The organism is Microcoleus sp. F10-B2 (genome assembly GCF_036704965.1).
Classification (GTDB): Bacteria; Cyanobacteriota; Cyanobacteriia; order Cyanobacteriales; family Microcoleaceae; genus Microcoleus.
Genome location: NZ_JAUBTB010000075.1, coordinates 1 through 25,956, shown reverse-complemented (window position 1 = coordinate 25,956; position 25,956 = coordinate 1). Strand labels below are relative to the sequence as shown.

The 25,956-nt window shown below is 48.2% G+C and carries 20 protein-coding genes and 1 pseudogene; 11 read left to right on the top strand and 10 right to left on the bottom strand.

Annotation, left to right across the window (positions count from 1 at the left end; genetic code table 11):
* The first annotated feature begins 50 nt into the window (after positions 1–50).
* Together QUA99_RS24325 and QUA99_RS24320 are read left to right on the top strand one after the other, a co-directional pair.
* Positions 51–683: a COP23 domain-containing protein gene (locus tag QUA99_RS24325; protein WP_333241545.1), complete on the top strand. Its 633-nt coding sequence runs from the start codon at positions 51–53 to the stop codon at positions 681–683.
* A gap of 20 nt (positions 684–703) precedes the next feature.
* Positions 704–1,606: a serine protease gene (locus tag QUA99_RS24320; RefSeq protein WP_333241543.1), complete on the top strand. Its 903-nt coding sequence runs from the start codon at positions 704–706 to the stop codon at positions 1,604–1,606.
* 192 nt (positions 1,607–1,798) lie between these two features.
* Here QUA99_RS24320 and QUA99_RS24315 read toward each other — a convergent pair whose 3' ends face one another.
* Positions 1,799–4,006, bottom strand: a complete 2,208-nt coding sequence (locus QUA99_RS24315; protein WP_333241541.1) for a tetratricopeptide repeat protein — start codon at positions 4,004–4,006, stop codon at positions 1,799–1,801.
* Between the two features lie 272 nt (positions 4,007–4,278).
* Between QUA99_RS24315 and QUA99_RS24310 the strand changes: the two genes are divergently transcribed.
* Positions 4,279–5,457: a COP23 domain-containing protein gene (locus QUA99_RS24310; protein ID WP_333241539.1), complete on the top strand. Its 1,179-nt coding sequence runs from the start codon at positions 4,279–4,281 to the stop codon at positions 5,455–5,457.
* A gap of 75 nt (positions 5,458–5,532) precedes the next feature.
* Here the strand turns inward: QUA99_RS24310 and QUA99_RS24305 are convergent, their stop codons facing one another.
* The 3 genes from QUA99_RS24305 to QUA99_RS24295 all read right to left on the bottom strand — a co-directional run bounded on the left by QUA99_RS24305 (position 5,533) and on the right by QUA99_RS24295 (position 10,160).
* Positions 5,533–6,819 (bottom strand): serine protease, encoded by a 1,287-nt coding sequence (locus QUA99_RS24305; protein ID WP_333241537.1) that lies wholly within the window; start codon positions 6,817–6,819, stop codon positions 5,533–5,535.
* A gap of 216 nt (positions 6,820–7,035) precedes the next feature.
* Complete coding sequence (locus QUA99_RS24300) at positions 7,036–7,755, bottom strand: hypothetical protein (RefSeq protein ID WP_333241535.1); 720 nt, start codon at positions 7,753–7,755, stop codon at positions 7,036–7,038.
* Between the two features lie 47 nt (positions 7,756–7,802).
* Complete coding sequence (locus QUA99_RS24295; protein ID WP_333241533.1) at positions 7,803–10,160, bottom strand: iron uptake porin; 2,358 nt, start codon at positions 10,158–10,160, stop codon at positions 7,803–7,805.
* A 188-nt stretch (positions 10,161–10,348) separates the two neighbouring features.
* Here QUA99_RS24295 and QUA99_RS24290 point away from each other — a divergent pair, with 188 nt between their 5' ends.
* Both QUA99_RS24290 and QUA99_RS24285 read left to right on the top strand, forming a co-directional pair.
* Complete coding sequence (locus tag QUA99_RS24290; protein ID WP_333241531.1) at positions 10,349–13,045, top strand: FHA domain-containing protein; 2,697 nt, start codon at positions 10,349–10,351, stop codon at positions 13,043–13,045.
* Between the two features lie 443 nt (positions 13,046–13,488).
* Positions 13,489–14,692: pseudogene (locus QUA99_RS24285) on the top strand (IS4 family transposase).
* Between the two features lie 353 nt (positions 14,693–15,045).
* Here QUA99_RS24285 and QUA99_RS24280 read toward each other — a convergent pair.
* Genes QUA99_RS24280 through uvrB form a run of 4 tightly spaced genes read right to left on the bottom strand, consistent with a single transcriptional unit; the run spans position 15,046 to position 18,038 of the window.
* The gene (locus tag QUA99_RS24280; RefSeq protein ID WP_333241529.1) at positions 15,046–15,468 is read right to left on the bottom strand and encodes a DUF2281 domain-containing protein; all 423 of its coding nucleotides are present in this window, start codon (positions 15,466–15,468) and stop codon (positions 15,046–15,048) included.
* On the bottom strand, positions 15,465–15,809 hold the full coding sequence (locus QUA99_RS24275; protein ID WP_333037912.1) for a DUF6883 domain-containing protein: 345 nt from the start codon (positions 15,807–15,809) through the stop codon (positions 15,465–15,467). The genes QUA99_RS24280 and QUA99_RS24275 overlap by 4 nt, the downstream gene beginning before the upstream one ends.
* A complete protein-coding gene (locus QUA99_RS24270; protein ID WP_333241527.1) occupies positions 15,806–16,009 on the bottom strand; it encodes a DUF433 domain-containing protein in 204 nt (67 codons plus the stop codon). The genes QUA99_RS24275 and QUA99_RS24270 overlap by 4 nt, the downstream gene beginning before the upstream one ends.
* Before the next feature lie 16 nt (positions 16,010–16,025).
* A complete protein-coding gene (gene uvrB, locus QUA99_RS24265; protein WP_333241525.1) occupies positions 16,026–18,038 on the bottom strand; it encodes an excinuclease ABC subunit UvrB in 2,013 nt (670 codons plus the stop codon).
* A gap of 179 nt (positions 18,039–18,217) precedes the next feature.
* Between uvrB and QUA99_RS24260 the strand changes: the two genes are divergently transcribed.
* Both QUA99_RS24260 and QUA99_RS24255 read left to right on the top strand, forming a co-directional pair.
* Positions 18,218–18,700: a hypothetical protein gene (locus QUA99_RS24260; RefSeq protein WP_333241523.1), complete on the top strand. Its 483-nt coding sequence runs from the start codon at positions 18,218–18,220 to the stop codon at positions 18,698–18,700.
* A 291-nt stretch (positions 18,701–18,991) separates the two neighbouring features.
* Positions 18,992–19,684: a histidine phosphatase family protein gene (locus QUA99_RS24255; RefSeq protein WP_333241521.1), complete on the top strand. Its 693-nt coding sequence runs from the start codon at positions 18,992–18,994 to the stop codon at positions 19,682–19,684.
* Between the two features lie 647 nt (positions 19,685–20,331).
* Here the strand turns inward: QUA99_RS24255 and urtA are convergent.
* A complete protein-coding gene (urtA, locus tag QUA99_RS24250) occupies positions 20,332–23,259 on the bottom strand; it encodes an urea ABC transporter substrate-binding protein (RefSeq protein WP_333241519.1) in 2,928 nt (975 codons plus the stop codon).
* Between the two features lie 566 nt (positions 23,260–23,825).
* Here urtA and QUA99_RS24245 point away from each other — a divergent pair.
* The gene (locus QUA99_RS24245) at positions 23,826–24,032 is read left to right on the top strand and encodes a hypothetical protein (protein WP_333241517.1); all 207 of its coding nucleotides are present in this window, start codon (positions 23,826–23,828) and stop codon (positions 24,030–24,032) included.
* 121 nt (positions 24,033–24,153) lie between these two features.
* Here QUA99_RS24245 and QUA99_RS24240 read toward each other — a convergent pair whose 3' ends face one another.
* Positions 24,154–24,303: a hypothetical protein gene (locus tag QUA99_RS24240; protein ID WP_333241515.1), complete on the bottom strand. Its 150-nt coding sequence runs from the start codon at positions 24,301–24,303 to the stop codon at positions 24,154–24,156.
* A 116-nt stretch (positions 24,304–24,419) separates the two neighbouring features.
* Between QUA99_RS24240 and QUA99_RS24235 the strand changes: the two genes are divergently transcribed.
* The 3 genes from QUA99_RS24235 (at position 24,420) to QUA99_RS24225 (ending at position 25,752) form a co-directional block, all read left to right on the top strand.
* The gene (locus tag QUA99_RS24235; protein ID WP_333241513.1) at positions 24,420–24,602 is read left to right on the top strand and encodes a CsbD family protein; all 183 of its coding nucleotides are present in this window, start codon (positions 24,420–24,422) and stop codon (positions 24,600–24,602) included.
* A 77-nt stretch (positions 24,603–24,679) separates the two neighbouring features.
* Positions 24,680–25,123, top strand: coding sequence for a hypothetical protein (locus QUA99_RS24230; protein WP_333085501.1), 444 nt, complete (start codon positions 24,680–24,682; stop codon positions 25,121–25,123).
* Positions 25,124–25,239: 116 nt separating this feature from the next.
* Entirely contained in the window at positions 25,240–25,752 is a 513-nt protein-coding gene (locus QUA99_RS24225; RefSeq protein WP_333241510.1) for a hypothetical protein, read from the top strand.
* The last annotated feature ends 204 nt before the right edge of the window (positions 25,753–25,956 follow it).

Genomic DNA, 25,956 nt, shown 5'->3' with positions numbered 1-25,956 from the left:
AAGTTTGAGTTCAATTAAATTTATCCAATAATCCAATAGGTTAACTCAAAATGACTAAATGGCAATCACTAACTGCTGCGGTGACATTGGGCGCGATCGCGATCGGTACTGTCACCGCCTTCAATCAACCCAGTTATGCTCAAGGCACTACCTTCTTCTGTGGCGTAAGTAGCGACGGTATACCAACAACCTTTGCCAATACCAGGCGAGGAACAGTTCAAGTGGTGAAGTGGACTTCTGAATTTTTTACCGATTCAGGATACAGCCCAGAGCGCCGCTGCCAAGAAGTATCTAGTCGCTTCCAAAGGCACCATAGCAACGGCCAACTGAACTTCCTCACCGCTGGATATCTTAACGGCCAGCCAGCTATTTGTGCAGGAAATAGCAGCCCTCCATGCACTTCGGAAAAATTGCTTTTCACCCTCAAACCAGGGTCAGATGCAGCCGCTCGTATCCAACAGATATTTTATATTGGTACTGGTGCGTCCAACGCTCCCCTGCTTGAAAGTAGCGATTCATCTGCTACCGTCGATTTGAAACAATTTCTCGAACAAGCGCCCGTCGTTCAAGTCGCTGGCTCTGCTCCTAATCCCGATCTCAATAATCAACCTGCCGTTGTTCCCACTCGCCCTCGGCCCAACGTTGAGCCGAGTAACGGTGGTGGTGGCGGTATGTTTAATTAAAAATCACCGAGGAATGCAGCATGAATTGGCATAGCTTGCGGTTTAAACTCCGTTTCAGCTATTTGTTAATCGCCTGTATTGGCTGTTGGTATACTCAACAGCCAGTACAGTCCTTACCTGTCAGCGGCTCGCGCTTGATTGAGGTAAATGGCAGCCGAGAAAACACTCAACAACTGACAGTAAACCAAATCAAAAATGAGGCCCGGGCGATCGCGGTTAAAGTCCTATCTGGATACGGTGCAGGTTCAGGAATATTGATTAAAAAGCAAGGCCAGACCTACACAATCCTTACCAACAATCATGTTTTAGCCGTGGGCGAAAGCCACCGCATTCAAACTCCTGATGGGAAAATATATCAGGGTGAATTGCTCGGAAATCGCTTTTTTGACGGCAACGATCTCGTTCTATTGCAGTTCAGAAGTACGAGGGAATATTCAGTAGCGCGGTTAGCTTCATCACCTGTCGCAGTAGGAGATGAAGTCTTTGCTACCGGGTTTCCCGCTCAAGAGGATTCTGAAAAAAGAGGGTTGGAATTTTTGTTAGGGACTGTTTCCTTTCTGTCTCCAAAAGCATTAGTTGGAGGGTATCAGATTGGCTATAGCAATCCTGTTGAAAAGGGAATGAGTGGCGGGCCGTTGCTCAATAGCAGGGGGGAAGTTGTGGGAATCAATGGAATGCACGCCTATCCTTTGTGGGGCGATCCTTATGTATTTAAAGATGGTTCTAAGCCGAATTTGCCAAGGGATTTAATGATCGAATCTAGTTGGGCAATTCCCATTGAGACATTTGTACAACTAGGCAATAAATCGGCAGGCGAGACACCCAGAAGAGTCCCTTCTCCTCTCCAACCTCCAGTAATTTCTTATCCTCAACCGCAAGGTGAGTACAGAGATAGCGCCTCAGAAAATGGACGGTTGTGGTGAAAGCTAATTATTGCTCAATTAGCCATTCATCTCTTGTATCTTAAATTGGCTAGAAAATTGGCAGTCTCTCTCGGCTTGGACTTGGATTTTGTAGTTTGACCTCTGGTTTGAATGAGTGGGTTCGCACATTCGACTCAGAGGTCAAATAGATAGTTTTCAGCTATCGTTTAGTGAGTTGTAATCGACATAATATCAGTTGATTTTCTGCCGCAACTTTTGCCGCTCCTCGATCGCCGCTTGAAAGTCAGGCTTCAGCCGAATTGCTTCGTCATAGGATTTTAGTGCTTCGTCATTCCGTTTTAAATTCTCTAGAACAGCAGCTCGGTTCGCCCAAACAAAGGGGTCATTTGGCTCGATTTCTTTGGCTTGTTCAAAAGCAGCTAGCGCTTCCTCATTTCGGTTCAGCGCACTCAGCGAAATTCCCTTACCAACTAACGCTTGAGCATCTTTTGGTGCATAGCTGAGCGCTTTGTCAAAAGATTCTATTGCTTCTTTTTGTTGGTTATTTTGGCTGAAAGCTATGCCGCGATCGACCCAAGCCGGAGAGAAGCTTGACCGAATTTCTAGGGCTTTATCAAAGGATTTAATCCCTTGTACAAAATCTCCTTTTTCTGCTAGTAACGTTCCTCGGTTGTGCAGCGTCAAATAATCTTCCGGGCGGATGTCCAGGGCTTTGTTATAAGCTTGTAGCGCTTCATCTGCCTTCCCTGTAACCCGCAGCGCATTGCCTTTGAGTACGAGTGCTGGATAGAAGTCCGGGTTAACTTTCAGCGCTTTTTCAGCAGAGTCGAGTACATCGTTGAAGCGCCCCAACTTGCTGAGCACAGAACCCCGTTCGACCCACCCTTTCAAGTTATTCGGGTTCGCTTTAAGCTGTTCGTCGTAAGTTCCCACTGCCTCCTCATAAATCTTAAGCGCTTCTGGCCGCCGATTCAAATACTCTAAGGCGATACCTTTGCTGTACCAAACTGAGGGGGACTGAGGCTTCATTTGCCGCGCTTTGTCAAAGGCAGTAAGAGCATCTTCGTAGCGCTTCAAGCCAATGAAAGCCCTGCCTTTGCCATACCACGCTTCGGGGTCGTTATCAGCAGCTCTGAGCGCTTGCTCGTGAGTGTCTAGCGCTTCTTGGTAGCGCTGCAATTCATAAAGCGTTTCGCCTTTTTTGTTTAATGTTTTGGCATCGTTCGGCTGGATTTGCAGCGCTTTGTCATAGGCACTGAGGGATCTTTCATACCGAGCTAGAGCTAGGAGCGCATCTCCCCGGCCCCTCCAAGCTTGGGGGTCATTGGGTTTGCTGTCAATGAGTCTCTGAAAGGTGTCTAAGGCTTTTTCTGGTTGGTACTTATCTAGCTGTTGCTTAGCTTGTTGCAAGTAGAAATTTGGTTCGTAGAGCTTCCACCCGCCCAATAACGCAGCAGTAACGACACCTGCGATCGCCACTAAGTGCCAGGGTTTAAAAGCAAACCCCTTAGTTGGGGCGATCGGCGCAGGTGCTGGAGTCGGAGCGGGGCGGAGCGCTGTTTGCCGCGCCTGAGTTTGCCGCGCCTGGGTTTGCCGCGCCTGGGTTTCCCGCACTTGCGTGGGCTGGTTGAATTCCGCTACCATCGCCTCTAAGTCGCCCAGCACCTCCTCAACGCTCTGGTAGCGCTGCTGAAAGTCCAAGCGCACCATTTTATCCAAAATCGCTGCCAGCTCGTCGCTCACCTGCACTTGCTCCCGCCAGTTGTGCAAATTAATCTGCAAATCCCTTATGTCTTTTCCCGTCAAAGCTTTAATTGCTGTGACGCCCAAGGCGTAGATATCGCTGTTCAGGCGGGGATGGCCGTTTTGTTGTTCCGGAGGCGTATAGCCATAAGTGCTGACTGCAACAGTTTGAGCGTTGGTATCAAGCGCTGGCCGGTTGGAACTGTTAATGAGTTTGACAACGCCAAAGTCAATCAGGGCTAGCTTTCCGTCTTGCTTACGCCGGATGATGTTGGACGGTTTAATGTCTCGGTGGATAACGTTGTGGCTGTGGACGTACTGAAGGACTGACATGATATCTTGCAACAGGGCGATCGCCTGCGGTTCCCTGAAACGCTGCAAACGCTGGATTTCTTCGCCTAGCGTCTCGCCTTCATAATAGTCCTCAACCAAATAAAATTCTTCATTTTCTTCAAAGTGGGCAAACAGGCGCGGTATCTGGTCGTGGCCTTGCCCTAACTTGTGCAGAGTTGTCGCTTCTCGGTCAAATAGGCGCCGCGCTGTGGCTAAGTCGGCAGTTTGAGGCTTGAGCTGTTTGACGACGCATTTGGGGGTTCCCGGTAACTGCGTGTCAACAGCCAGATAAGCCTCACCGAAGCCTCCGCCTCCCAACCGCCTGATAATTTTGTAGCGTCCACCTAGTATTGTGCCCTGCATGGTGTTTGACCTAAGCGAGTTTCTATTTGAGCTTGAGCATTTAGTCCAGAGCGCCAAGAGGTGTACTTTGGCAGCAAGGATAACTTTTGGTGCCCCCTTGCAATCTATTACCTAATAAAGATATTATATGAGATAGAGTCAAAAAACTCCACTTGCCACTAACGACTTGCCACTAACGACACATGAATCCGAGAAATTAAAGCAATACAGTAAAGCAATACAGTCAGGCAAGGGATTATCAAAGTTTAATGTATTAAACGGAGAATATATTTATGAATAGGCTACAACATAGGCTACAACATAGGCTAAAACGTAGTGGCAGGCTTAACAAATTAGCAGTCATTGTCGGACTCGCAGGGGCGATCGCACTCGATAGTTTCTCAGCCGCATTTGCCCAGCGGTTTTACCCTTATTATCGCTTTTTCAACCGGGGCGCTTCCTACGAATCACAGGATAATCCCACTTTAGTTGAGGGGCTAAGCAAAAACCGCAATCTAAAAACTTTTACTGCCGTCTTGCAGAAAGCGAACTTAATCCCCCTGCTGTCAGGAAATAATCAGCTTACCATTCTCGCACCGACAGAGGAAGCGTTTGCTGCCTTGCCGCCAGGGATGTTGGAAAAATTATTGCTGCCAGAAAACCGAGAACTGCTACAAAAAATTGTCAGGTATCACGTGATTCCTGGCGAAATCAGTGAGAGCGACCTCCTAAGTGGAGAACTGAAAACCCTAGACGGCACCACAGTCAAAGTTAGTCCTAGCTCTAGCGCCACTCAACTAATTCTCAACGACGCTACTGCTAGAGAATTGCCACTGTTAGCCAAAAATGGGGTGATTGTCAGGATTAACAGGGTACTCCTGCCGCCGGGCCTGATTCCCCTGGGCGCTACTTCCAGCAGCCCGCCGATCGACACAGAACCAACTCTTGCCGCGCAGCCCACCTCAGTACAACGGACAAGCTTTATTTGCGCTTCTGGCGCTAACGGTTTGCCCACAACTTATGCTGTCACGACACGAGGCCAAGTTCCTGTGATCCGCTGGTTCTCTGACTATTTCAGCTCAGGAGGGTTCACCCCGGAAAAGCGTTGCCAGGAGGTTTCTGCACGCTTCCAGAATTTTTACAACTCCGGGCAACTCAACTTTATCACCAGCGGTTACGTGAACGGGCAAGCGGTGGTGTGCGCGGCACAGGCTAGCGGGCGTCCCTGTAGTGGCGCTAATGTACTATTTACCCTCAAACCGGGGTCGAATGCTGGGGAAACGGTACAGCGATTGTTCAACATCCGCGCTGGAGCGAGCGGCCCTCTCTATGAAAGCCAAGATGAACCCAGCGCTGTTTACATTGACTTCAAGCAATTCCTGAATAACACGGTAGTTGAAGGTGTTGGTGCAGCCGCCAGTCCCGACGCTCCTGCCCCCAACGCCTCGCCGGCTGGCGGTTTGGTTTGGTAGCAGGCAAGGGATGGGCCCAGAAGCTTTGAGGTAAGGGAGAAAGCAGAAGTTTTAAGTTTCCTTCTGCTACCTTCCTCACGGGCACGGTTCTCCTAGCAAAATAGTGCCGCACCCGCCGGAGGGGTTGTCTCTTACGCGGCTGCCCAGTCCAGAAAAGGAGGAATATTCCTTGTAAATGTCGGGGATAACATCGCTGGGATCGTCAAATGCGCCTGAAGTGCGATCGGCGGCAATGTCAAATTCGATGCGGCCGCTGCTGCCAAAAGGGACTTGAACGGCTTGACCGGCCAACCCTCTATTAATCAACTCAGCAGTAGGCATCTGCAAGTTGAAAGGTAAACGCAGTCTGCTCTGCTGGATCAGGTCGATCGCTTTATTTACTTGCTGCGAACTGCTAAACCGCTGGCTCAAACTGTTGGAATCAGCCGCCTGTCCAGACGCATCCCGGCCATCTCTCGATTCCATGAAGCTGTTAGCGCTGCCCTCGCTGCCACAGGATTGCTTGTTGTTGCGGGTGCCCCGGCCGTGATTGCCGACAAGACGGCCGTCTTTGTCAAAAACAGGCCCGCCACTCATCCCTGGCTGAGTGCAGTCGGTATAAAAGATGCTGTAGCCTTGGTTGCTGGCATCAGGCGAGAGTTTCGCCCCCACAGATCCCCATGCTAAACGCCTCTGCCTGCGGGAAACCGGGCGGACGCTTTGACCGGCTTGAGCTTGCTCGAGTTCGGGATCTGGCCAGCCGGAAATGTAAACCCGATCGCCGATTTTGACTGTGCTGGCATCTCCTAGAGAAGCAACGGCGTAGTTTTTACTGCTGGTAAAACTGATGATGGCTAAGTCGATGCCTTTGACCTCATTTTGGCCTACATTGCGATCGACGGTTTCTGTACCGGGGAGGAAGCGATCGCGACAGCCAAATCGGATCAGCGATCGCGCCTCGGCGATGCCTCTAAGCGGGCAACCCCTGCCGTCATTGACACCTTCGATTTTGTGAACTTCGCCATCCCAAGTACGGATGCCGTAGAAGGGCGTCCCACCAGAGTTTTGCCAGAACTCTGGATTATCTAAGTACCTCTGGAAGAAGTTGTGAGCGACTGTTAAAACGTAATATTTATTGCCTTCACGAGCTACTATTGCCCCCGAACCTGGGTTCCAGACTTGTCTATTTTCTAACGGGTTATTGCGGTTCTCCTCCAAGTCCCGGCGCAACTCCGGGGTGAGTCCGGGCGCAATCAGTACCGTTGTCTGTCGGGCGATGGAATTGATTTCCGGTGGGGAAAGTTCCGCCATAGCAGGCATTGCTTGGAATCCTATGGCGAGGCCAGCCAAAAGTTGTCCCACCATCAGTTTGATCGACAACATCTTCACATTTCCTCATTAAGTTAGCTAATTTAAAACTTACGCAACTGGCAGATAAAGCAGGGTGCATCAGAACCATCCATCCTCGATCGTCGTTGTATAACCTCGTCTGACGCACCCTACAAACTACAAACTAAATGTTTTTTAACTTACTAGCCTGGAATCATGCCGATGCTACTACTGCAAAGGCATTTTCCTTTCTCTATTTTCTCGCTCCGCTCAGCGGTCAATGGGGCGGCCGATTGACAGGTTAGCAGGGCCCCTTGCAGTATTTCGATCGCCTGAATTTCGACTCGCTGGCACTTGGATAAAAATCGCTTGCGACGGGTTATTTGGATCGACTAACTGCACGGTGGCGCTAACAAAACCATTATTTTCGTTACCGCTGGCGCTGTATTCCCTCACACCGATGACAGGATTTGGCACGCCATTAATCAAGATCGTACCATTTACGTTCAAAGTTCCTCTTTGGGGACTAGAACCGGAAATGACATTAGAAAATTGCAGGTTAGTGCCGTCAGTCGCACTAAAATTGCCTTGCAAGAAATCAGAGCGATTATCATTAATACCCACTGTGAGGGTGCCATTAATGCCTGTCGTGAAAACTCCAGACACAGGCTCCAGAGTAATGGAAGACTTTTGCACGCTATCGCCAGAGAAGGAATTGTCTACCCCATCCAAGGCAGAGTTCAGGAAGTCCCCAAACCCAAACCTCGGCCTCCTCTCTTCTTCAAAAAATGCAGGCTTCGGCCGAGGGCGAGATGCAGCAGGTTTAGTTTGGGTTGCTTGTGAAATTAAAAAGCTGGTTGCCTTTGGGGGTGAAGTTTCGACCGCTTTTGCTGGTGCTACCCAACTTAAACTGAGGAAGCTAAAAGCAGCAGGCAACACCCAGAGGCGGCCACCAGCTAAAATGCGCGTAATTTTTTGTTGAGTTGCCATTAAATTTTCCTCTTTTGCGAGTTAGCAGCTAACTACTACAGTAACAGTTAGAATCTGAAAGTCGTGCGGATTGTGCCGATATAGATCGTGTTGTTGCTGGCAAAATTGCCAGGGTTTGTCACTAAGAAGAAACCGGGCGTGACAGAAACAGAATCACTGAGGTTGAAGCGGTAGAAAGCTTCAACGTGCAGTGAAAAATCTTTGCCTCCCGGCAACCCAGTGGATGCAGAAAAATCGTCGTACTGCACCAAACTGGGCGGCTGGCCGACTACGATCCCCAGCAAGTCTCCCTGCTGGATCAGGTCAGGAAATCCTAAAGCGGTGGCAAAGGTCGTGCTGACAGCGCCGGATTGAGTTTTGGAGGCATAGGCACCCATAACACCGCCCCAAGTGGCGAACGTGAAGCGAGGGGTAACGCGCCATTGAAAACTGCCGCCGACAGCACCGATATTTGAGCGCTGGTTGATGAATCCAGAAGCATCAGCCGCGCCGCTGCCTGTAAAGGTTCCCAAGCGGCCGTCGGGCGATGAACCGTAGATGGCGGTCAAACCAGTTTGGGCGCTATTGCCTAACAGGAATAAAAATTGCGCTCCGGCCACCCAGTTGTCTTTGCCCAATACTGCTCCCTGGCTGGGACTGCTGCCATTTCTCGCGCCGTAAGCTAACTGCAAGCGAAAGCGGCGGCCGATCAGCCAGTCCATCCCTACGCCTGTATCTAAGTCGCCGATTTTTAAGATGGGGTTTGCTTCTCCGAAGCGGGAAATGGCTCCTCGGCCGCTGTCATAGAAGGGCGAGTTGGCGGTGAGGACGCTGCTGAGGTTAAAACCTGCGGGGCGGAGGGTGAGAACAATGCGATCGTTCAAAACTGGAAAGCGGTACTCTACCATTGAGAGCTGGATTTGGTTGGCGGTATCTGACTGAAAGGATAGCAGGGAAGTAAAGGTGTTGAGGGCGCTAGGTTCGGCAAAGCCTCGGCCTCGGAAATTCCCTGATTGCAGTTCGATTCGCAGCCTGTCTTTTCCTGTAAAGGTAGTGACAGTTTGCAGCCGCACCAAGTTTGTGAAGGCGAGGTTGGATTTGCCTTCGCCTGGGGGGTTCCCGCCCCACGCTTGAGACAGCCCGAAGATGGCTTCTCCGCCAAAAATTGTCGTGCCACTGGTAAAACGATTTGCTTCTAACTCTGTCGTCCGCGCTTCTAGCAAGTCAACTCGGCCGCGCAGGGTTGCTAGTTCCGCTGCAAATTCTTCTTGCAGCCGTTGCAGGATGCTTAAGTCTTCTTTGGTGATGTAATCGGCTGTCTTGGCTCCAATTTGGTTCCTAACTTGCTCTAAGCAAGCATTCAAGCCAGCAGCAAATTCGTAGCGAGTTAGTGCTCGATTGCCTCGGAAAGTACCGTCGGGGTAGCCGGCAATGCAGCCGTAACGCTCCACCAGCGATTGCAGGGCGCCAAAAGCCCAGTCTGTGGGCTTTACGTCTGAGAGTTGGGAAACAGATGTTACTTGCCTCATTAAGTTGGATGCTGAATTGTTTCCTGTTTCTTGAACTACCTCATTGACAGGTCTCGGCGTACCGAGCGGGGCATCATTTAATGATTGAGCAATGGCTGTTGCTGCAGCACTTGTTGGAAATTTTGGTTGTTGATTTTTCCGGGAGTCCGAAGGTTTTGCTGCGGGCGTATTGGATGAAGTGTTTGGTATTGTTGGAGACAATTGTAATTGGTTATTGCCCGTAATAGCGGTCGTATTGGATGAAGTGTTTGGTATTGTTGGAGACAATTGTAATTGGTTATTGTCGGTAATAGCGATTTTAGGCTCTGATATTACTGATTCTATGTCTGGATTTCTCTCGGTTGTTTCTAAAGCCCGATCCGCTTGGTTATTACCCGTAATAGGGGGCGTATTGGATGAAGTGTTGGGTATTGTTGGAGACAATTGTAATTGGTTATTGTCAGTAACAGCGACTTTAGGCTCCCATATTAATGATTCTAGGGCTGGCTTGATCTCGTCGGTTGGTTCTAAAGCCCGATCGGCAGGCGATCCCGCCCGGTTCCTATTCCCTGCTGCTTCAAGGATTTGCGGTGACTCGACAGGGCGATCGTCGCTGCCGATATGTTCTCCGCTCATCAGGTTTGCCGATCGCGGTGTCGCCGAGGCGCGATCGGCAAATTTAGAGGGACTGCTCGATTTTTGCTTCCTGACTTCCCGATCTCCCCTCAGCGGTTCTAAACTGCTTGGAGCAGCGCCCGCAAGCTGCTCTTGGCTTGCAGCAAGAACCGGTGGCGCTGCGGAGGCAGCGTTTCCTTGCGACTCTACCGAAGGTATATCCTCAGAAGTTTCGGCAATTGCCGCAGGCGATGCCAACAGGATTCCCCAGATGCTGTACAATAATAAATATTTTGCTTTCATGCTCGCTCCTCACACTCACAAGTTATAGCTACAATAGCTAAGCTGTATGTTACATTTTTTACCACTTTTTAGATTAAAAATATTAATTTTTTTAAAAGAGCGCCGGATAGTTAAGAAGAGAAACATCTTTGACAAAAGTCAGTGGCAGTGTGAGATAAAAGATATAAGATTAATGGAAATAGCTCTCTATGCCTGTATCGCCAGCAATTTTAAAAATTCACAAGGGTAGCGAGCCTGTCTGGGAATACTCAGTTAATACTGAAGTCGTAACTATCGGGCGTGCTACCAACAGCGATTTAGTCATTAATGACCCCCTGGTGTCACGCCAACACGCTCAAATCTGTAGAAAAGGCGATCGCTATCAAATTACAGATTGCGGCAGCACTGACGGCACTCGCGTCAACAACATCCTGCTCAAAGCGAACATTCCTCACTTCCTAGCAAACGGCGACACCATTAGCATTGGCAATAGTGAATTGCGCTTGATCGTTCAGGCAAGCGATCCAGATCCCACGGCTGTTGCAGTTCAAAAACCTTTAGATGAACAGGTAACAGTTGCCACCAAAAACCTGCTTGGCAATGAAACAGTATTCGTCAGCCAGATCGATATGCGCGGGCGCCAAAGCCTGACAATAGGGCGGGATGCGCAAAACGACACGGCGATCGGGCACCCATCGGTTTCTCGCTTCCACGCTCGCTTGCAACGGCAAAGCGGCTCGGTCATCATCAAAGATTTGAACTCGACGAACGGCACCTATGTCAACGGCCGAGCCGTTAAAAAAGAAAGGGTACTGAAAGTCAATGACAGCATCCGCATCGGCCCGTGCCGTTTGGTCTTCAATGTCGATGAAACTTTCGCCACTTATAACGAAGAAGGCAACCTGCGGCTTGATGCTGTCCACCTGACTAAAGTTGTGGGGAAAGGCACGAAACTGCTGAATGACATTTCCTTGAGCATTAAGGCGCGGGAATTTGTGGCGATCGCCGGGGTCAGCGGCGGCGGCAAGTCCACCCTCCTAGATGCCCTCAACGGCTTCCGGCCCGCTACCAGCGGCTCCGTCCTCGTCAACGGGGTTGACCTGTACAAGAACTTCAACGCCTACCGCAACGAACTCGGCTACGTTCCCCAGAAAGACATCATCCACCTGGAATTGACAATTGAGCAAGCCCTCGACTACGCCGCCCAACTGCGGATGCCTGCCGACAGCCGGCCGGCGGAACGGAAGCAGCGCGTCAAAGAAGTGTTGGAAGATTTGGGGCTGACTCATCGCAAAGACGTGCAAGTCAAGGCCCTCAGCGGAGGCCAGCTCAAGCGGGTATCGATCGGCGTGGAACTGCTCACCAAACCCAGCTTGTTCTTCCTCGATGAAGCCACCTCTGGACTAGACCCCGGCACTGAGCTCGAAATCATGCAGCTCTTGCGACAACTGGCAGACCAAGGCCGCACCGTCTTGCTGATCACCCACGCCACCGAAAATGTCACCCTCTGCGACTTGGTAATCTTCATGGCAGCAGGTGGCAGAGTAGCTTACTGCGGCCCACCACAAGAAGCCCCTACCTACTTTGGCGTGCAGAAATTCAATGAAATTTACCGAAAAGTAGAGCGGGAAGAGTCACCGGACTACTGGCAACAGCGCTACCTGCTGTCTTCCCATTATCAAAAATATGTGGTAGAGCGGCAGCTATCGCGACCACCAGCCGTCGCTGGCGAATTGCAGCCCCCCCCTGCTAAACAACCGTTAGCTCATCGAGCTAAGCGGGTTTCGGCGCTCAGAGAGTTTGCCATTTTGTCCCAAAGAAATCTAGCAATATTAATACAGGACAAAGCCGGTTTATTTTTAATGCTGGCCGTTGCTCCTACTCTAGGGCTGCTAGATTTTGTTACTTGGAAGCGCGACTTATTTAGCCTCGAAACAGGAGATGCAGGTCAGGCAATTACTATGCTCTTCGTCACAGCTCTCATTGCTGTGATGGTAGGCAGCCTCGCCACCATGCGGGAAATTGTCAAAGAAAACGACATCTACCGCCGGGAACGGATGATCGGGCTGCAAATCATCCCTTACATTTTGTCGAAAGTTTGGGTAGGTATTCTCTTGGCTTTGTATCAAGCTGCTGTCTTTTTGCTGTTTAAAAAGTTGGCGATCGACTTGCCAGGGGGGACGGAAGCGTTAACAGGGATGTACGTCACCCTATTCCTCGCCTCGATCGCAGGCATGATGATGGGGCTATTTGTATCAGCTCTTTCACCGAACCAAAATATCGCACCGCTGCTGACCATCATCTTTCTCGTCCCGCAAATTACCTTTGGTGGCGGGATGCTATCCATCGAGGCTCTTGGGGTTCCTGGCCGCCTCGTCAACCAAATCACCATTACCAAATGGTCTTTTGAGTCGCTGTTGACCCAGAGTAATCTGGGGAGTAACATTGTTGACGATCCCTGCTGGCAGTTAAGCAAGGACGATCGCAATAAATTGTCGCAAACTGACAAGACAAACCGCTGCGAGTGTCTGGGAGAAAAACTATTCAAGACTTGCAAGTTTCCCGGAATCAAGGGTAAATACGATCCTGTACTAGACCAAACGGAACCCGCGAAGCCACAAGATCCTGGGAAAGCGCCGGACAATCCCGCTGAGTTCGGTACTTATCAGGAAAAAGTTGATAGCTACAAAGCGGAGATTGACACTTGGCAAAAAGACTACAGCGAGTGGAAAGGGAAATACGAGGGAACGATTAAAGGCGGAGAAGCTCTGTTAGAGAACTTTTATAATAAATACGGCTCAATGTTCAAGGTTAATGTTAGGCAGTATTGGGCTATCCTTTGCTTGCAAATTTTGGCTTTGTTGGGTCTCACTTTAGTGGTTCAGAAGCGTAAGGATATCGTCTAATTCTGTGTAGTTACAGCATATTCCATGATATGTGGTACACCCAATCTTGTAGTAACTAAAGTGCATAGCCATCATCAACAATCTGCAAGTTTCATTGAACCTGCGGCGGTAGCAACTCACCCTACATAATACGTACCACACAATATAGCTGCTACTGTACTTCACGAATCTGGAATATGCTGTAATTATCCCCTTTATCACTCGGCGGTTAAAACCGCTTTTCCACAAACAGGAGGCCAAGCAACACAGGTACGATGCGTTTTGAGCTTGTGATTGTTGTGCCGATTACCAGACAATCAGGAGATTGGACTGCACAAAATCCAATTTTATACCCAAGTCTTCCTTAGCGGGTGACAAGGCACCTCTAGTCTAAACAGGACAAAGGTTTGAGAGAATGGTAAGGTAAAAAAATAAGGAGCCACACGGGCTCCCCAAAAAACAAAATGTTGCCACCATTATACCAAAAAATTCTGCTCCCTCATCTCAATGAAAGCCAATACTTAACCTTGCAACTGCTGTTGTTATTGCTTCAGGCTCATCGTCAGGTCAAGCTCTCCGTATTAGCCAGTGTCTTTCCTCAACCGATTCAATATCAAAGCCGCTTTCCGAAACTTACAACGATTTTTAGTGTTACCTCAGTTGTGCGTCAAACTATTGTGGTTTCCCCTGATTAAATATTGGATTCGACAAGAACAAACTGGAAAGCGTTTAAACCGAGAACAACGTCGCTGTGTACGAAAACTCAAGCATCAAAAGTATGGCTATTGGATTGTTGCAATCGACCGGACACAGTGGAAAGGACACAATATATTTATGGTTAGTCTGGTCTGGGGAACTCATGCTCTTCCGATATATTGGGAACTCTTAAAGAAGTCAGGTAACAGTGACCTCAAAACTCAAAAACGACTGTTAGGTATAGTCCTTCCTCTGTTTAAGAACTATTCCGTCTTAGTCTTAGGCGCTCGAGAGTTTCATAGCCCCAAACTCGCATCATGGCTTGATGCCAGGGGTGTATCTTTTGCACTACGGAGCGAAAAAAGACTTCCAATTTCAAGAGAATTTAGGTGAAGACTATCAAGTGCTCAAAAAGCTTGGCTTCAAACCTGGGATGTCCAAATTTTATCAGAATATTTTGGGAAATAAAGGAGACGGTTTAGGGCCATTTAATCTGGCTGTGTATTGGAAAAGAAAATATCGTAAGCCCGGACCAAAAGAACCTTGGTATATTCTGACAAATCTCCCCAATTTGAAGCTGACTTTAGATGTTTATTGTTGTCGGTGGGGCATTGAACAGATGTTCAAAGATTACAAAACTGCTGGTTATAATGCGAGAAGATACCAAGGTCAATGAAACTCGCTTTTTATCCTTGGTCTTATTGATTGCGCTTGCTTATAGTTTGGCGACGGTTCACGGACAATGGCTCAAGAAGTTAGGTATAGAAATTTATGCAGGACGGATGAAGGAGCATCAAGACAAAACCCCACGCCAAAGTGAATTTAGTCGCTCGCCTCTATGGACAACGGTGGATCTATGGGATGGAATTATGGAACGATTGGGTAACAAGTCTAATTGCGCTCAAACCCCATAAACGTCTCTATTTTCAGCGCGGCTTCTTGGCTCTATCCTTTATGCAGCAAGCATTATAGGTACGTTGTCACCCGCTAAGCAAGTCTTCAGGCTGGAGTGGGAAATCTAACTGCCGAATCGATAGTATTGCTGGATCAAGTACGCGCTGTAGATATCCGGCGAGTAAGTAGAACGGCGTAAATATTTGTAGTTGGAATGAGGCAGGAGGCAGCTATGCTGAAGGCAGGAGGGAAGAGGGTTTCAGCCTCATTTATTTTTCTTAACACAGTTGTGTTTTTTCCCACAGACTTACTTATTGCGGTATCTTGGCAGTTTAACCGCAGAAGAGTATCAGCCGATCGCCAATGGACTCAAGCTAATGTTCAGCTTTTAAATTATCCCTCCATTACCTAAACGTTTATCGCGCAGATGCTTAATACGATTCCCTACGGGATAGCTTCGCCGCGCGCACTTTTTGCTGTTTTTCCTGCAAAAACTCTGCAAAATCGCAGACTTCAGCCACTAACTCGTCAGGTAAATTATTTAAAACCGACAGTAAATGCTCTCGAATCCCCATCATTTCTTCGGCAGATTTTACTAATTGCAACTGATGCGGATAAACTGTTTCAACACCTATCGTTTCCATAAATGCGCCCGGTTCATCCTGAGTTGCAGGCACAAAATCCCCGCCCACTTCTGCTTTCACCCATCCCCCAAATAATTCTACTAAATAAGCTTCACCGTTCTTGAAAACCTCAACAATTGTCCCGGCTGTTTGTGGCGGTGCAATCTCGCCATCAGCGAGGGCGACTCCTTCGGTTAAAGTCACTGCATCCAATAACTGAAATTTGCTCATTGCTGTCTCCCAAAGCGTTGAGGAAATGCGGTAACAAATCTAGCAATATCTTCACCAAATAAAACAATCCAACCTGTACGGATTTGCCAAGATACTCCCGATCGCCCTGTAACTAAAATAATAGCTTGGTAGCGTTCTCCATAGTCATTCTGTCCGACTGGCTGTAACAATTCTAGCGAGATTTGGGCTATAATTGCGTCTCGAATCGCCTCCGGTGACTCAAACCCCATTACCTCCCGCCAGAATTTCTGCTTATCTCCGCCTACTCCTGCTTCCGTGGCACTGCTGAAGAGATATTGCGCCTTAGCAATGGGAAACTCTAAACGAGTGGGTGCATTCATAGCATTGAGGTTGAGAGTTGATACTGGAGACTAACTTTAATATCCTCCGCTTCCAAATAAGGATAAGCTGCCAAAATTTCCTCTACACTCATCCCATTTGCTACTAAACTCACTACCAAAGAAACAGTAATTCGCATTCCTCGAATGCAAGCTATTCCTCCCATAATTTTTGGATCGAAGGTAATGCGATCGAACATCATATCCTCCCACTCTTCCTTAATGTCCCAATAGCTTATCCCGCAAATGCTTAATCCGATCGCGCAATTTACCCGCCTCCTCAAACTCCAACTTCTTAGCCGCCGCCTTCATCTGCGCTTCCAACCGCCCAATTAACTGAGGAATCTCATCCAAAGATAACTCGTTTACCTGTTCGTAAACCTCCTCCAACTGCTGAGAATTCAGCTTGCGCGACACGTCCAAAAATGCCAAAATCGCATTGCTCGATCGCTTTTTCGCGATCGGCTGCGGCGTAATCCCGTGCATCTTATTGTACGCTAGCTGAATCCCCCGGCGGCGATCCGTTTCGTCGATCGCCTTAACCATACTATCCGTCAAATTATCCGCGTACAAAATAGCCTGTCCCTGAATGTGCCGCGCCGCCCTTCCAATCGTTTGAATCAACGAACGTCCCGATCGCAAAAACCCCTCTTTATCCGCATCCAAAATTACCACCAGCGAAACTTCCGGCAAATCCAAACCTTCCCGCAGCAAGTTAACACCAATCAATACATCAAACTTACCATCCTGCAAATCTTGGATAATTTCGATGCGTTGAATCGACTGAATTTCCGAGTGCAAATACCGGACTTTAATCGCCCTCTCCTGCAAATATTCGGTTAAATCTTCCGCCATCCGCTTCGTTAAAGTCGTCACCAAAACTCGCTCGTCCCGACTTACTCTCTCCTTAATTTCCCCCAACAAATCATCAATTTGTCCTTCCGTCGGGCGCACGAAAATAGTCGGATCTATTACTCCGGTTGGGCGAATTACTTGCTCTGCAACTCGGCCTTCAGACAGTTCCATTTCCCAATCCCCAGGCGTAGCAGAAACAAAGATGCACTGATTTTCTTTTGCCCAGAATTCCTCGGCTTTCAAAGGGCGGTTATCTGCCGCGCTGGGCAAGCGGAAACCGTGTTCGATCAATACTTTTTTGCGAGCTTGGTCGCCGTTGTACATCCCCCGAATTTGCGGCACAGTGACGTGAGATTCATCTATCACCAACATCCAATCTTTCGGGAAATAATCAATCAAACATTCAGGCGGTTCCCCGGCATTTCTCCCTGCTAAATGCCGCGAATAATTCTCGACTCCGTTGCAGTATCCTACCTCGCGCAGCATTTCCAAATCGTAGCGCGTCCGCTGTTCCAACCGCTGAGCTTCTAATAGTTTCCCCTCTTTTTCAAATTCTGCCAATCGGTCTTCTAATTCGAGTTCTATTCCTTGGCAAGCAGCCTCTAATTTATCTTCTGCCGTGACAAAGTGGCGGGCTGGATAAATATTTAAAGCCGTTGAACTTTGCAGGATTTTACCTGTTACGGGGTCAACGTAGCGAATGGCATCGATTTCGTCGCCGAAGAATTCGACGCGAATAATTCTATCTTCGTAAGCGGGGCCGATTTCCAAAACATCGCCTTTGACGCGAAATTTGCCTCTGCCTAAATCTATATCGTTGCGGCTGTATTGGACGTTGACTAAATCTCGCAAAACTTGCCGCTGGTTGACTTCCATTCCTACTTGCAAAGGAATAGCAGCTTTCAGGTATTCTGCGGGCATTCCCAAACCGTAGATGCAGCTAATTGAAGCAACTACAATCACGTCGCGACGTTCAAAGAGCGATCGCGTGGCTGAGTGCCGCAACATATCGATCTCGTCGTTAATTGCTGCCGTTTTCTCAATGAAAGTATCGGTGACGGCGATGTATGCTTCAGGTTGGTAGTAGTCGTAATAACTGACAAAGTATTCGACTGCATTGTTCGGGAAAAAATTACGCAGTTCGTTGCACAGTTGAGCTGCTAGGGTTTTGTTGTGTGCTAGGACTAAGGTGGGTCTGCCGACTTTTTCAATCACCGAGGCAATGGAGAAGGTTTTGCCCGTACCTGTGGCACCGAGTAAGGTTTGAAATCGATCGCCCGCTTCGATGCCTTTGACAAGTTGCTCGATCGCTAGCGGTTGGTCGCCTGTGGGCTGGAAGGGCGCTTGCAATTGAAAAGATGCTGCCGCAGTTACCATAGGAAAATGTAGCTATTACCCATAAATCTTAACAAAAATGCAGATATTCTGCAATTCGTTCAGAAAATAGTTAGACTTTGTAATATTATTTTAATCATCGGCCCAAATAGAAAGCAGAAAGCCAAGAAAAGCAGTTGTCCGAACCCAGCAATCAACAGCAATAAGCGAGGAAAAGAATTATGGATACGAGCAGTACAGGTACAGGCAAAGGCAAAGCGATCGCCCGCCGCGGCAAAGGCAGTTCCAAAAGCCAACCGACACCACCCGCGGATGCCAAAGCAACAGGAATCCAACTTTATCGGCCGCAACTCATGCATGACAACCGCCCCGTCGGCCCAGACGATTTTACCATCAGCGAGACCGTCTCGATTTCGGGGAACCGCCCGATCGGCACTAGCACCTTGCACATCAGCGAAACCTACGGCATTGTAGCCAATCGCCCGGTCGAATCTAGCGACTTTGAAGTGGTTGCCACACTCGGCAATCGCCCGATCGGTTCCAGCGCCATGCAAGTCAGTGAAATGTTCAGTATGTCCGGTGCTCGCCCTATTGCAATCAGCACTCTTCACATTGATGAAGTTTACTCCACAATGGGAGGAAACCGCCCCATTGCCTCAAACGAAATTGACGATAGCTCGACATTAATGGGCTTCTTAGATTAATTAGTCATTGGTCATTAGTTATTAGTTTTTGGCTGTTAACTAATGACTAATCAAGTTTTTTTAGAGAAGTTATTGACGAAGGTGAGCGCGCAATTGAATCGTCTAAAGTGATTTATTTAACCAGGCTAATTTTAACAATCGGCGTTGCTGATTTATGGTACGAACGACTCAATCTGGAAAAAATGAAACAATCGAGTCAGAACATCTTCGGAATTTCCAACTTATCTATTTTCCTACCGTGATTCAACACGAAGTGATTTTTACCCATTAAAGGAGAGGGAATATCAAACCGTGTCTATCTGGATTATTCGTCATGGTCAAAGTCAATCCAATGCAGGGTTGGCAACTATTGGACCGCATGAAAATGCCTTAAGTGAATTGGGCGATCGACAATCAAGATGTATTCCAACCGCCGTTAAACAAACTCCAGACTTGATTGTGACTTCACCTTATCTAAGGACACAACTAACTGCTCAACCATTGATTGAACAATTTCCACATACACCCGTTGAGGTTTGGCAAGTTCAGGAATTTACCTATCTGGACCTACAGCTCGACCAACCAACCACAACCCTGGATCGCAAACCTTTGAGCAAAGCTTACTGGGACCGCTGCGACCCTGAATATGTCGATGGAACCAACGCCGAATCGTTGGTTCAACTGATGGAACGAGTCCGAACTTTCCTAAACCATTTACAACAACAATCCGGTTTTGTAGTTGTCTTTTCACATGGATTTTTTATCAAAGCAATGCTGTGGCAGATTTTGGCTAACCCAACGGTAATTGATGCCGTTGCGATGACTCGGCTTTTGGGATTTTCGCGAGGATTTAGAGTACCGAATGCGTCAATTTTGCAGATGGAATTTGATTCAGGTGGGATAGCTCATTGGAGTTCCTTCATTACCAATCATCTGCCACCAGAGCTAGAATCGGCAGCACCCGATGCAACTGTGGCGAGCGATGCAGGCTCACGACCCTCGTAACCTACCTTCACTGGAACAATGCCCCAACTAACGCCTGAGTGGCGTTCCTGATTTATGGTATGAACGACTCAATCTGCACAAAATGAAACAAGCGCGTCAGAACATCTTCGGAATTTCCAACTTAGGAATGAGAATTAAATAACTTACAATGCGTGATGTTCTTGTGGGATGGGCCCATCCCGCCCGTCCAGAAAGGGCGGGCTACGAGAGCCCACCCCACTTTCAAGAGTGTAAATTATTTAATTCGCGATCCCGATCTATTTTCATACCGTGAGTCAGCAACGCCCAAGAGTATCTGAGCCGTTGGCAGGATAGCGATTAAATATTAATTAAAATATTTTTGGTAAGTCGTAACAGTTATAGCAGAAGACCTTCCGCAGAAAAATATCCCAGCAAGAATTTCAAAAATTAAAAACGTCCTCAGCGTCTTCGCGGTTAATATAACTGTTAATAGTTCACAACATTTAAGAGTCCATCTTTCACATTTCCGAGTTCAAGGGCTAATGACTACTGATATCGTTTCCGGTTGCATCGGTATTGTTTAAATGTCTAAACAGTCAGTTCCGAAAGCATAATTTTAGTCAACAGCCAACAGTTAACAGTTAACAATATCTTGCTCGTGCCACCAGAATAGATATGACTGATAACTACTTCCTCAGACTCTGATATTTACTCAATAAAGCAGCAAAGCGCTTGTAATCCACAGGCTTCCTCAAATACTCCGCCGCTCCCAATTCCAACCCCTGATTTTGGTCGTCCAAAAAAGTTATCATAATCACTGGAATATCAACCAAATCTCGATCGGCTTTCAGCGCAGACAGCACTGCCCAGCCGTCCATACTCGGCATCATCACGTCCAGAATAATCGCGTCGGGCAGCAACTCCTTAGCCAACAGAAGCCCCCCTTGACCGCTAGCCGACGATCGCACCCGAAATCCCTGTTTCGACAAGCAGCGGGTCATCAAATCCCGCGCGTCTGGATCGTCGTCAATCACCAGCACAGTAGCAGCATCCGGCAGATCCAGCGGTTGCGATCGCACTGCTTTTTGCTTCGCTTCAGTCGCCCCTACACTCGTATCTAACTCCTCGGAAGGCTTCGGCTGCATTTCTGCGATTTCTCGATCGTCCGGCGCTTCTTTCGGGCTTGTAACCGCAATCGGCAACCGGATCGTAAAACTAGAACCGCAGCCAAACTCGCTCTCAACCGTAATATCCCCGCCCATCATCTGGCAAAACTTCCGGCTAATTGTCAGCCCCAAACCGGTGCCGCCATACCTGCGGGTAGTCGAATCGTCGGCTTGAGCGAAAGCTGCGAACAGCCTCGACACCTGATCCTCAGTCATGCCGATGCCGGTATCGGTTACTTGAAAGACGATCGCAGGCTGTTGACACCGAGAAAAAGCTGCCGAGAGTTCTTCGGAATTGCCGATCGGCAAAACCTCCTCTTCTTCTTTCCAAACATTAATCGTAATTTTGCCTCGATCGGTAAACTTAGCAGCATTGCTCGCCAAATTTAACAGCGCTTGCCGCAGCTTTGACAAATCGGAGTAGATCGTGCCAATATTGCGATCGCAATTGACAATCAAAGTATTGCCATTTTTCCCTAGCTGGGGTTGAACAGTAGTGACAACCTCCTCGATCAAATTCCACACCTCAAAAGTCTCCAAAAAAAGAGTCACCTTTCCTGCTTCAATTTTAGAAATATCCAGGATGTCACTAATAATGGTGAGCAACTGCTTGCCTGCCATATTAATGCTTGCCAAATCCATCACAAACTCTTCTTCGCCGAGTTCCACAGCCTCTTCTTGCAGCAGCTCGCTGTACCCAATAATCGCATTCAAGGGCGTCCGCAACTCGTGAGTCATATTTGCCAAAAAAGTGCTTTTCGCCCGGTTAGCAGCTTCGGCAGCGTTCTTAGCAACTTCCAATTCGCGCGATCGTTCCTCTAGCTGCCGCTGCCGCACTTCCAAACCGTTGAGCAAACTGCTAATTTGCTGAGCCATTGTATTGAGAGTAGAAGATAGCACCCCGATCGCGTCATTAGAAACCACAGGCGATCGAGCCGTCAAATCACCGCTAGCCATCTGTTCGGCAGTTTCCCGCAGCAAGCCGAGATTCCGAATAATTGCCGACACCGACACAAAAGCCACTATCCCCGCGATCAAACTCAAACCCAAAGCTGCCAGCAGCCAGTGCTGAGTGCGGCTCGCCACAAAGAGAGTTTGCTGCACCAGCACCGCCATTGCTGCCTCAGAAATCCCTGCCCCCGGATGTGAGGCAGCCTCTATTGTCAGCAAATAGTTCTTCATCTCCACAGAACCCATCCACCCGACTCCCACCGCCATCCAAGTTATCAGCACCAAGGTGACAAACAGCCCGCTCAAAGACGCCCGAGTTCCCAGAGAAATCGGCCTCGGAGCAAGTGCCGCCGCCCAAGGATAGCCCTTGAGAAAAGGATCTGGCCGAACCGATGCGCCGGAATTCCAAATCTCCTCAATTTGACCGTCCAACCTCACCTTACCAATCCGCACTGTTTTCCAGATATGCTGCGTTTGGGCATCTATTTTTACCTTGCCCGACGGGGCTGCAAACTCGATATTTTTAGCTGCCGCCCTGACTTTAACCACATCTGTCGAACCAGCTTTTTCTACTGCTTGCTTCCACAAGTAAACCCCCAAATAAGCCGCTTCGATCGGGTCATCCGTGACTCGATTTTCCCCGTATCGGGCCTTATAAGCCTGGACAAATTTACGATTTTCAGGTGTATCTACCGTTTGAAAATAGTTCCAAACCACCAAATGTCCGGCAATATTGGACGGCCCGATCGCCCGCACTTCCTCTTCTGCTATGCTGACCGACATCACCGGCAAATCCTCCGGTTTCAAGCCAGCTTCCCGCAGCTTGTGGAAAAAAGCCACATTGCTGTCACCGTTGAGAGTGTTGAGAATAGCATCCGGTTTCACTGCTAAAATATGTGCGATCGCCTCGCCCACTTCCCTAGAACCCAGCGGCAGATACACTTCCCCCGCCAACTCTCCCCCCAGTGCCGCCAGTTGAGCTTTCACAATCCGATTTGCCGTCCGGGGAAAGATATAGTCCGAACCCAACAGGAAAATTTTCCGCTTCCCCTGTGCCAGCAAGTAATTCACCCCAGGCACAATCTGTTGGTTCGGGGCAGCACCAGTGTAGAAAATATTCGGAGACTGTTCTAGCCCTTCATACTGCACCGGATAGAACAGCAACCCTCTGCCGTGCTCAAAAACCGGCAGTACAGCCTTGCGGCTCGCCGAAGTCCAACAGCCAAATACCACCGCCACCTGCGCTTCTAGAAGCAATTGCTTAGCTTTTTGAGCAAAAGTCTGCAAATCGCTGGCTCCATCTTCTATAACCGCTGCCAAGGGGCGTCCGAGCACCCCTCCCGCTGCATTAATTTCTTCAACAGCCAACAGCGTCGCGTCTTTAACAGAAATTTCGCTGATGGACATCGTGCCCGTCAGCGAATGCAACACGCCTATTTCGATCGGCTCACGAGTCGGGCCGGCTGCTTCGAGGGGGTTACTGCTCGTTGCTCCCATAAGGTTTTAGATAGTTTATTACTAATAACAGAAATTTTTCTTCGATTCAGCAGAAACTTAGCCTTGAGGCTAACTCTTGTTTAGCAGATTATTTAACCCGAACGCCACCAAACTTGGGAATCGGTGCACCCTGTTGATTTTAACGGTCAAATTCTCAGCATAGACTTAAGTCTGCACTAAACTGTCGCCTATTTCTCTCTTCATATTTTACGGATGTCGAAAGAGCCTCATCCAACAACATTTGCCACTTAATGCGATCGCGGCAGAAAAATTCTCCCCATCCCCCGCCCTCCCCGCTCCTCCTCTCTCCCCAACTCATTCACGGGATAGCCTTGTGAGTCATCAAGAATTTCACACACTCACGCACTCATCCCTTTCCCATATCTTTCTTCCGGCAGATTGAAGTCTCCCTAATTTCTCTTAGTTTAATGTTACAAACTATTACCCAGTCCCTATCTATCTTCAGGCAGAGGAAAGGCTTCGTAATTAGCGTTATCTTAAATATAAGGTTAAGTTGTAACTAGCCTTGTTAAAAATAACTTTTACCAACAATAGGGTCAAGAAAAATGAGTATTGAAGAAAAGGCGACCCACACTGGCAGCGCTACTCAAGTAACGCTACCAAAATCAAAGGAAACATTGCTGGGCGAGGAAACAGAAAAAGCCCTCGGTGATCACAAACAAAAAGATGCTCAAACTATGCGCGCTGTGGAACAGTTAAAAGAAGAACTTCAGCACAAAATAGATACAGAATGTCATCAGAAGGTTGATTAAAACTAATACGATTTTTTTTAGGGTGGGGGTAAGATGCGGTCTTGCCCACACCCGCTTTTTGAAGGCAGAAGGTAGAAAGCATAATTAAATAAAAAATTTATAATTTTAAATTATTTTTGGTTTAAAAAAACTGTCTGGGACGCACGGGCGATCGTCCACCAGTTTTTTCACATAAATACTTCATTGCAGCCAGCAGAAACGGTAAAAACAACTGGTAAGTATGAAAGTGGCAGTCTGTCCCAGACTGAAAAATAACTTTTCCATCTTCCATCTTCTTTTTTTCTTCATTCTTTCTTCCTAGAGGTAGAGTGCAACGCAGCTCCTAGTTACCTATGATGATTTTGTTAAGTAAAAAATGTCTGATTAAATACAGATCGGGAGAAACTCATGAGCATTGAAGATAGAGCAAAGGCAACCGGCAACAACATCGCAGGCGCAGCTCAAGAAGCCCTAGGCAATGTTACTGGCGACCCGAAGGATAAAGCAGAAGGCAAAGCCAAGCAGGCAAAAGCTCAAGCTGGTCACGCGATCGAAGATGTAAAAGATGAGCTCAAAAAGAAACTAGACTGAGCCTAATACTAATTGAAAGGGTCGAGCAACCTGACCCTTTCAAGTATTCCAAATGTTTTAGGAACGGAGGAAAAAAGGTGAGTTTATTGCAGCAGAGTCGCAAAATAATTGCGGGCGTACTTTTGGTATTAATGCTGGCAGTTACTACTGCCTGCGCGCCCAGCGTTTCAGCCCAAAAACCGACTGATGTACCTGTAGCAATTGGTGGCAGTCAGGGTTATTACGCGCAGCTAGAACGTGGCAATACTGCCGCAGGTCAAGATTTTGGTCAATGGGTAACAAAGACTGCTAAGGGTCTGGTTCAGGATGCTTACGTGCGCGACAATAACAAATTGGGAGTTGTAATTACCCCGCAAGTCCGCCCTACAGAAGTGAAAGATTTAGCCAAATCTTTAGCACAAGGTTTTCACCGCAATTTCCCAAATCAGGATGTAAGTGTTTTGGTGTATGCTCCTGACAAAAAACTGATTTTGACGGCTAAGTACGACCAGCAATCAAATCAAATTGAATACAAGTCTTGACCTGGTTAGCCAGCTTTAATGATAGCGGCGCGGCGGTTTAATATTCGGCAGTTTTTTGAATGCGAAGTTATCTCAAGTAGAGACAGAACTGTTGTGTAGATAGGAAGAGATTTACCATGAGTAGCAGCGATAGTTACAAGCGTCAAATCATGAGCGATTTGGCCCAGGGAAATCGAGAAATGATGCCGGAGACAACCGGTGAAGATTACGAAAACTTTGACGATTTTGCTCAGAGAACTTCGCCCGATCAGCGCAAACAATTATTCGGGCGTTCTCTGAATCACGACTCCCTCCCGCCGGCGCAGTTGGAACCGGAATTGCAAAAGGCGATCGCCCAAATTAAGCCAAACGAACTCGACGACGTGGCGCGGGAATTCTTCAAGCATTTGGGCAAGAGAGGATTGAACGATCGCCAATTGGAAAAGCAGCTAGGACTTTCTACCCACCACGCCAGCCGCATGAATGCTGACGATGTTACCAAGTTGGCCTCGTTTACTTATCACAATCATCCGGATATTTTCCGAGAAGTGCTGGCCGAACAGCCGAGTTTGATGAAGTTTTTGGGAAATCCAGTTGTTGCGGCTATTTTGGGAATAGTTGCTGCTAAATGGCTCAACAACCGCAAATAGTGTCGGATTCAGACAAGCCTAAAAGCTGATAGTACGTGCAGCAAATAAAAGGACGATCGCCCGGGCGATCGTCCTTTTATCTTTTATATCTAGTCCGGTCGATTCCCTCCGCTTCGCTTCGCCCGAAATCAGGTAGGGGCGGGTAAACCTGCCAATATCTGCCAACAATCTCCAATCTCAAAAACCCGCCCGGCCGGGATATTA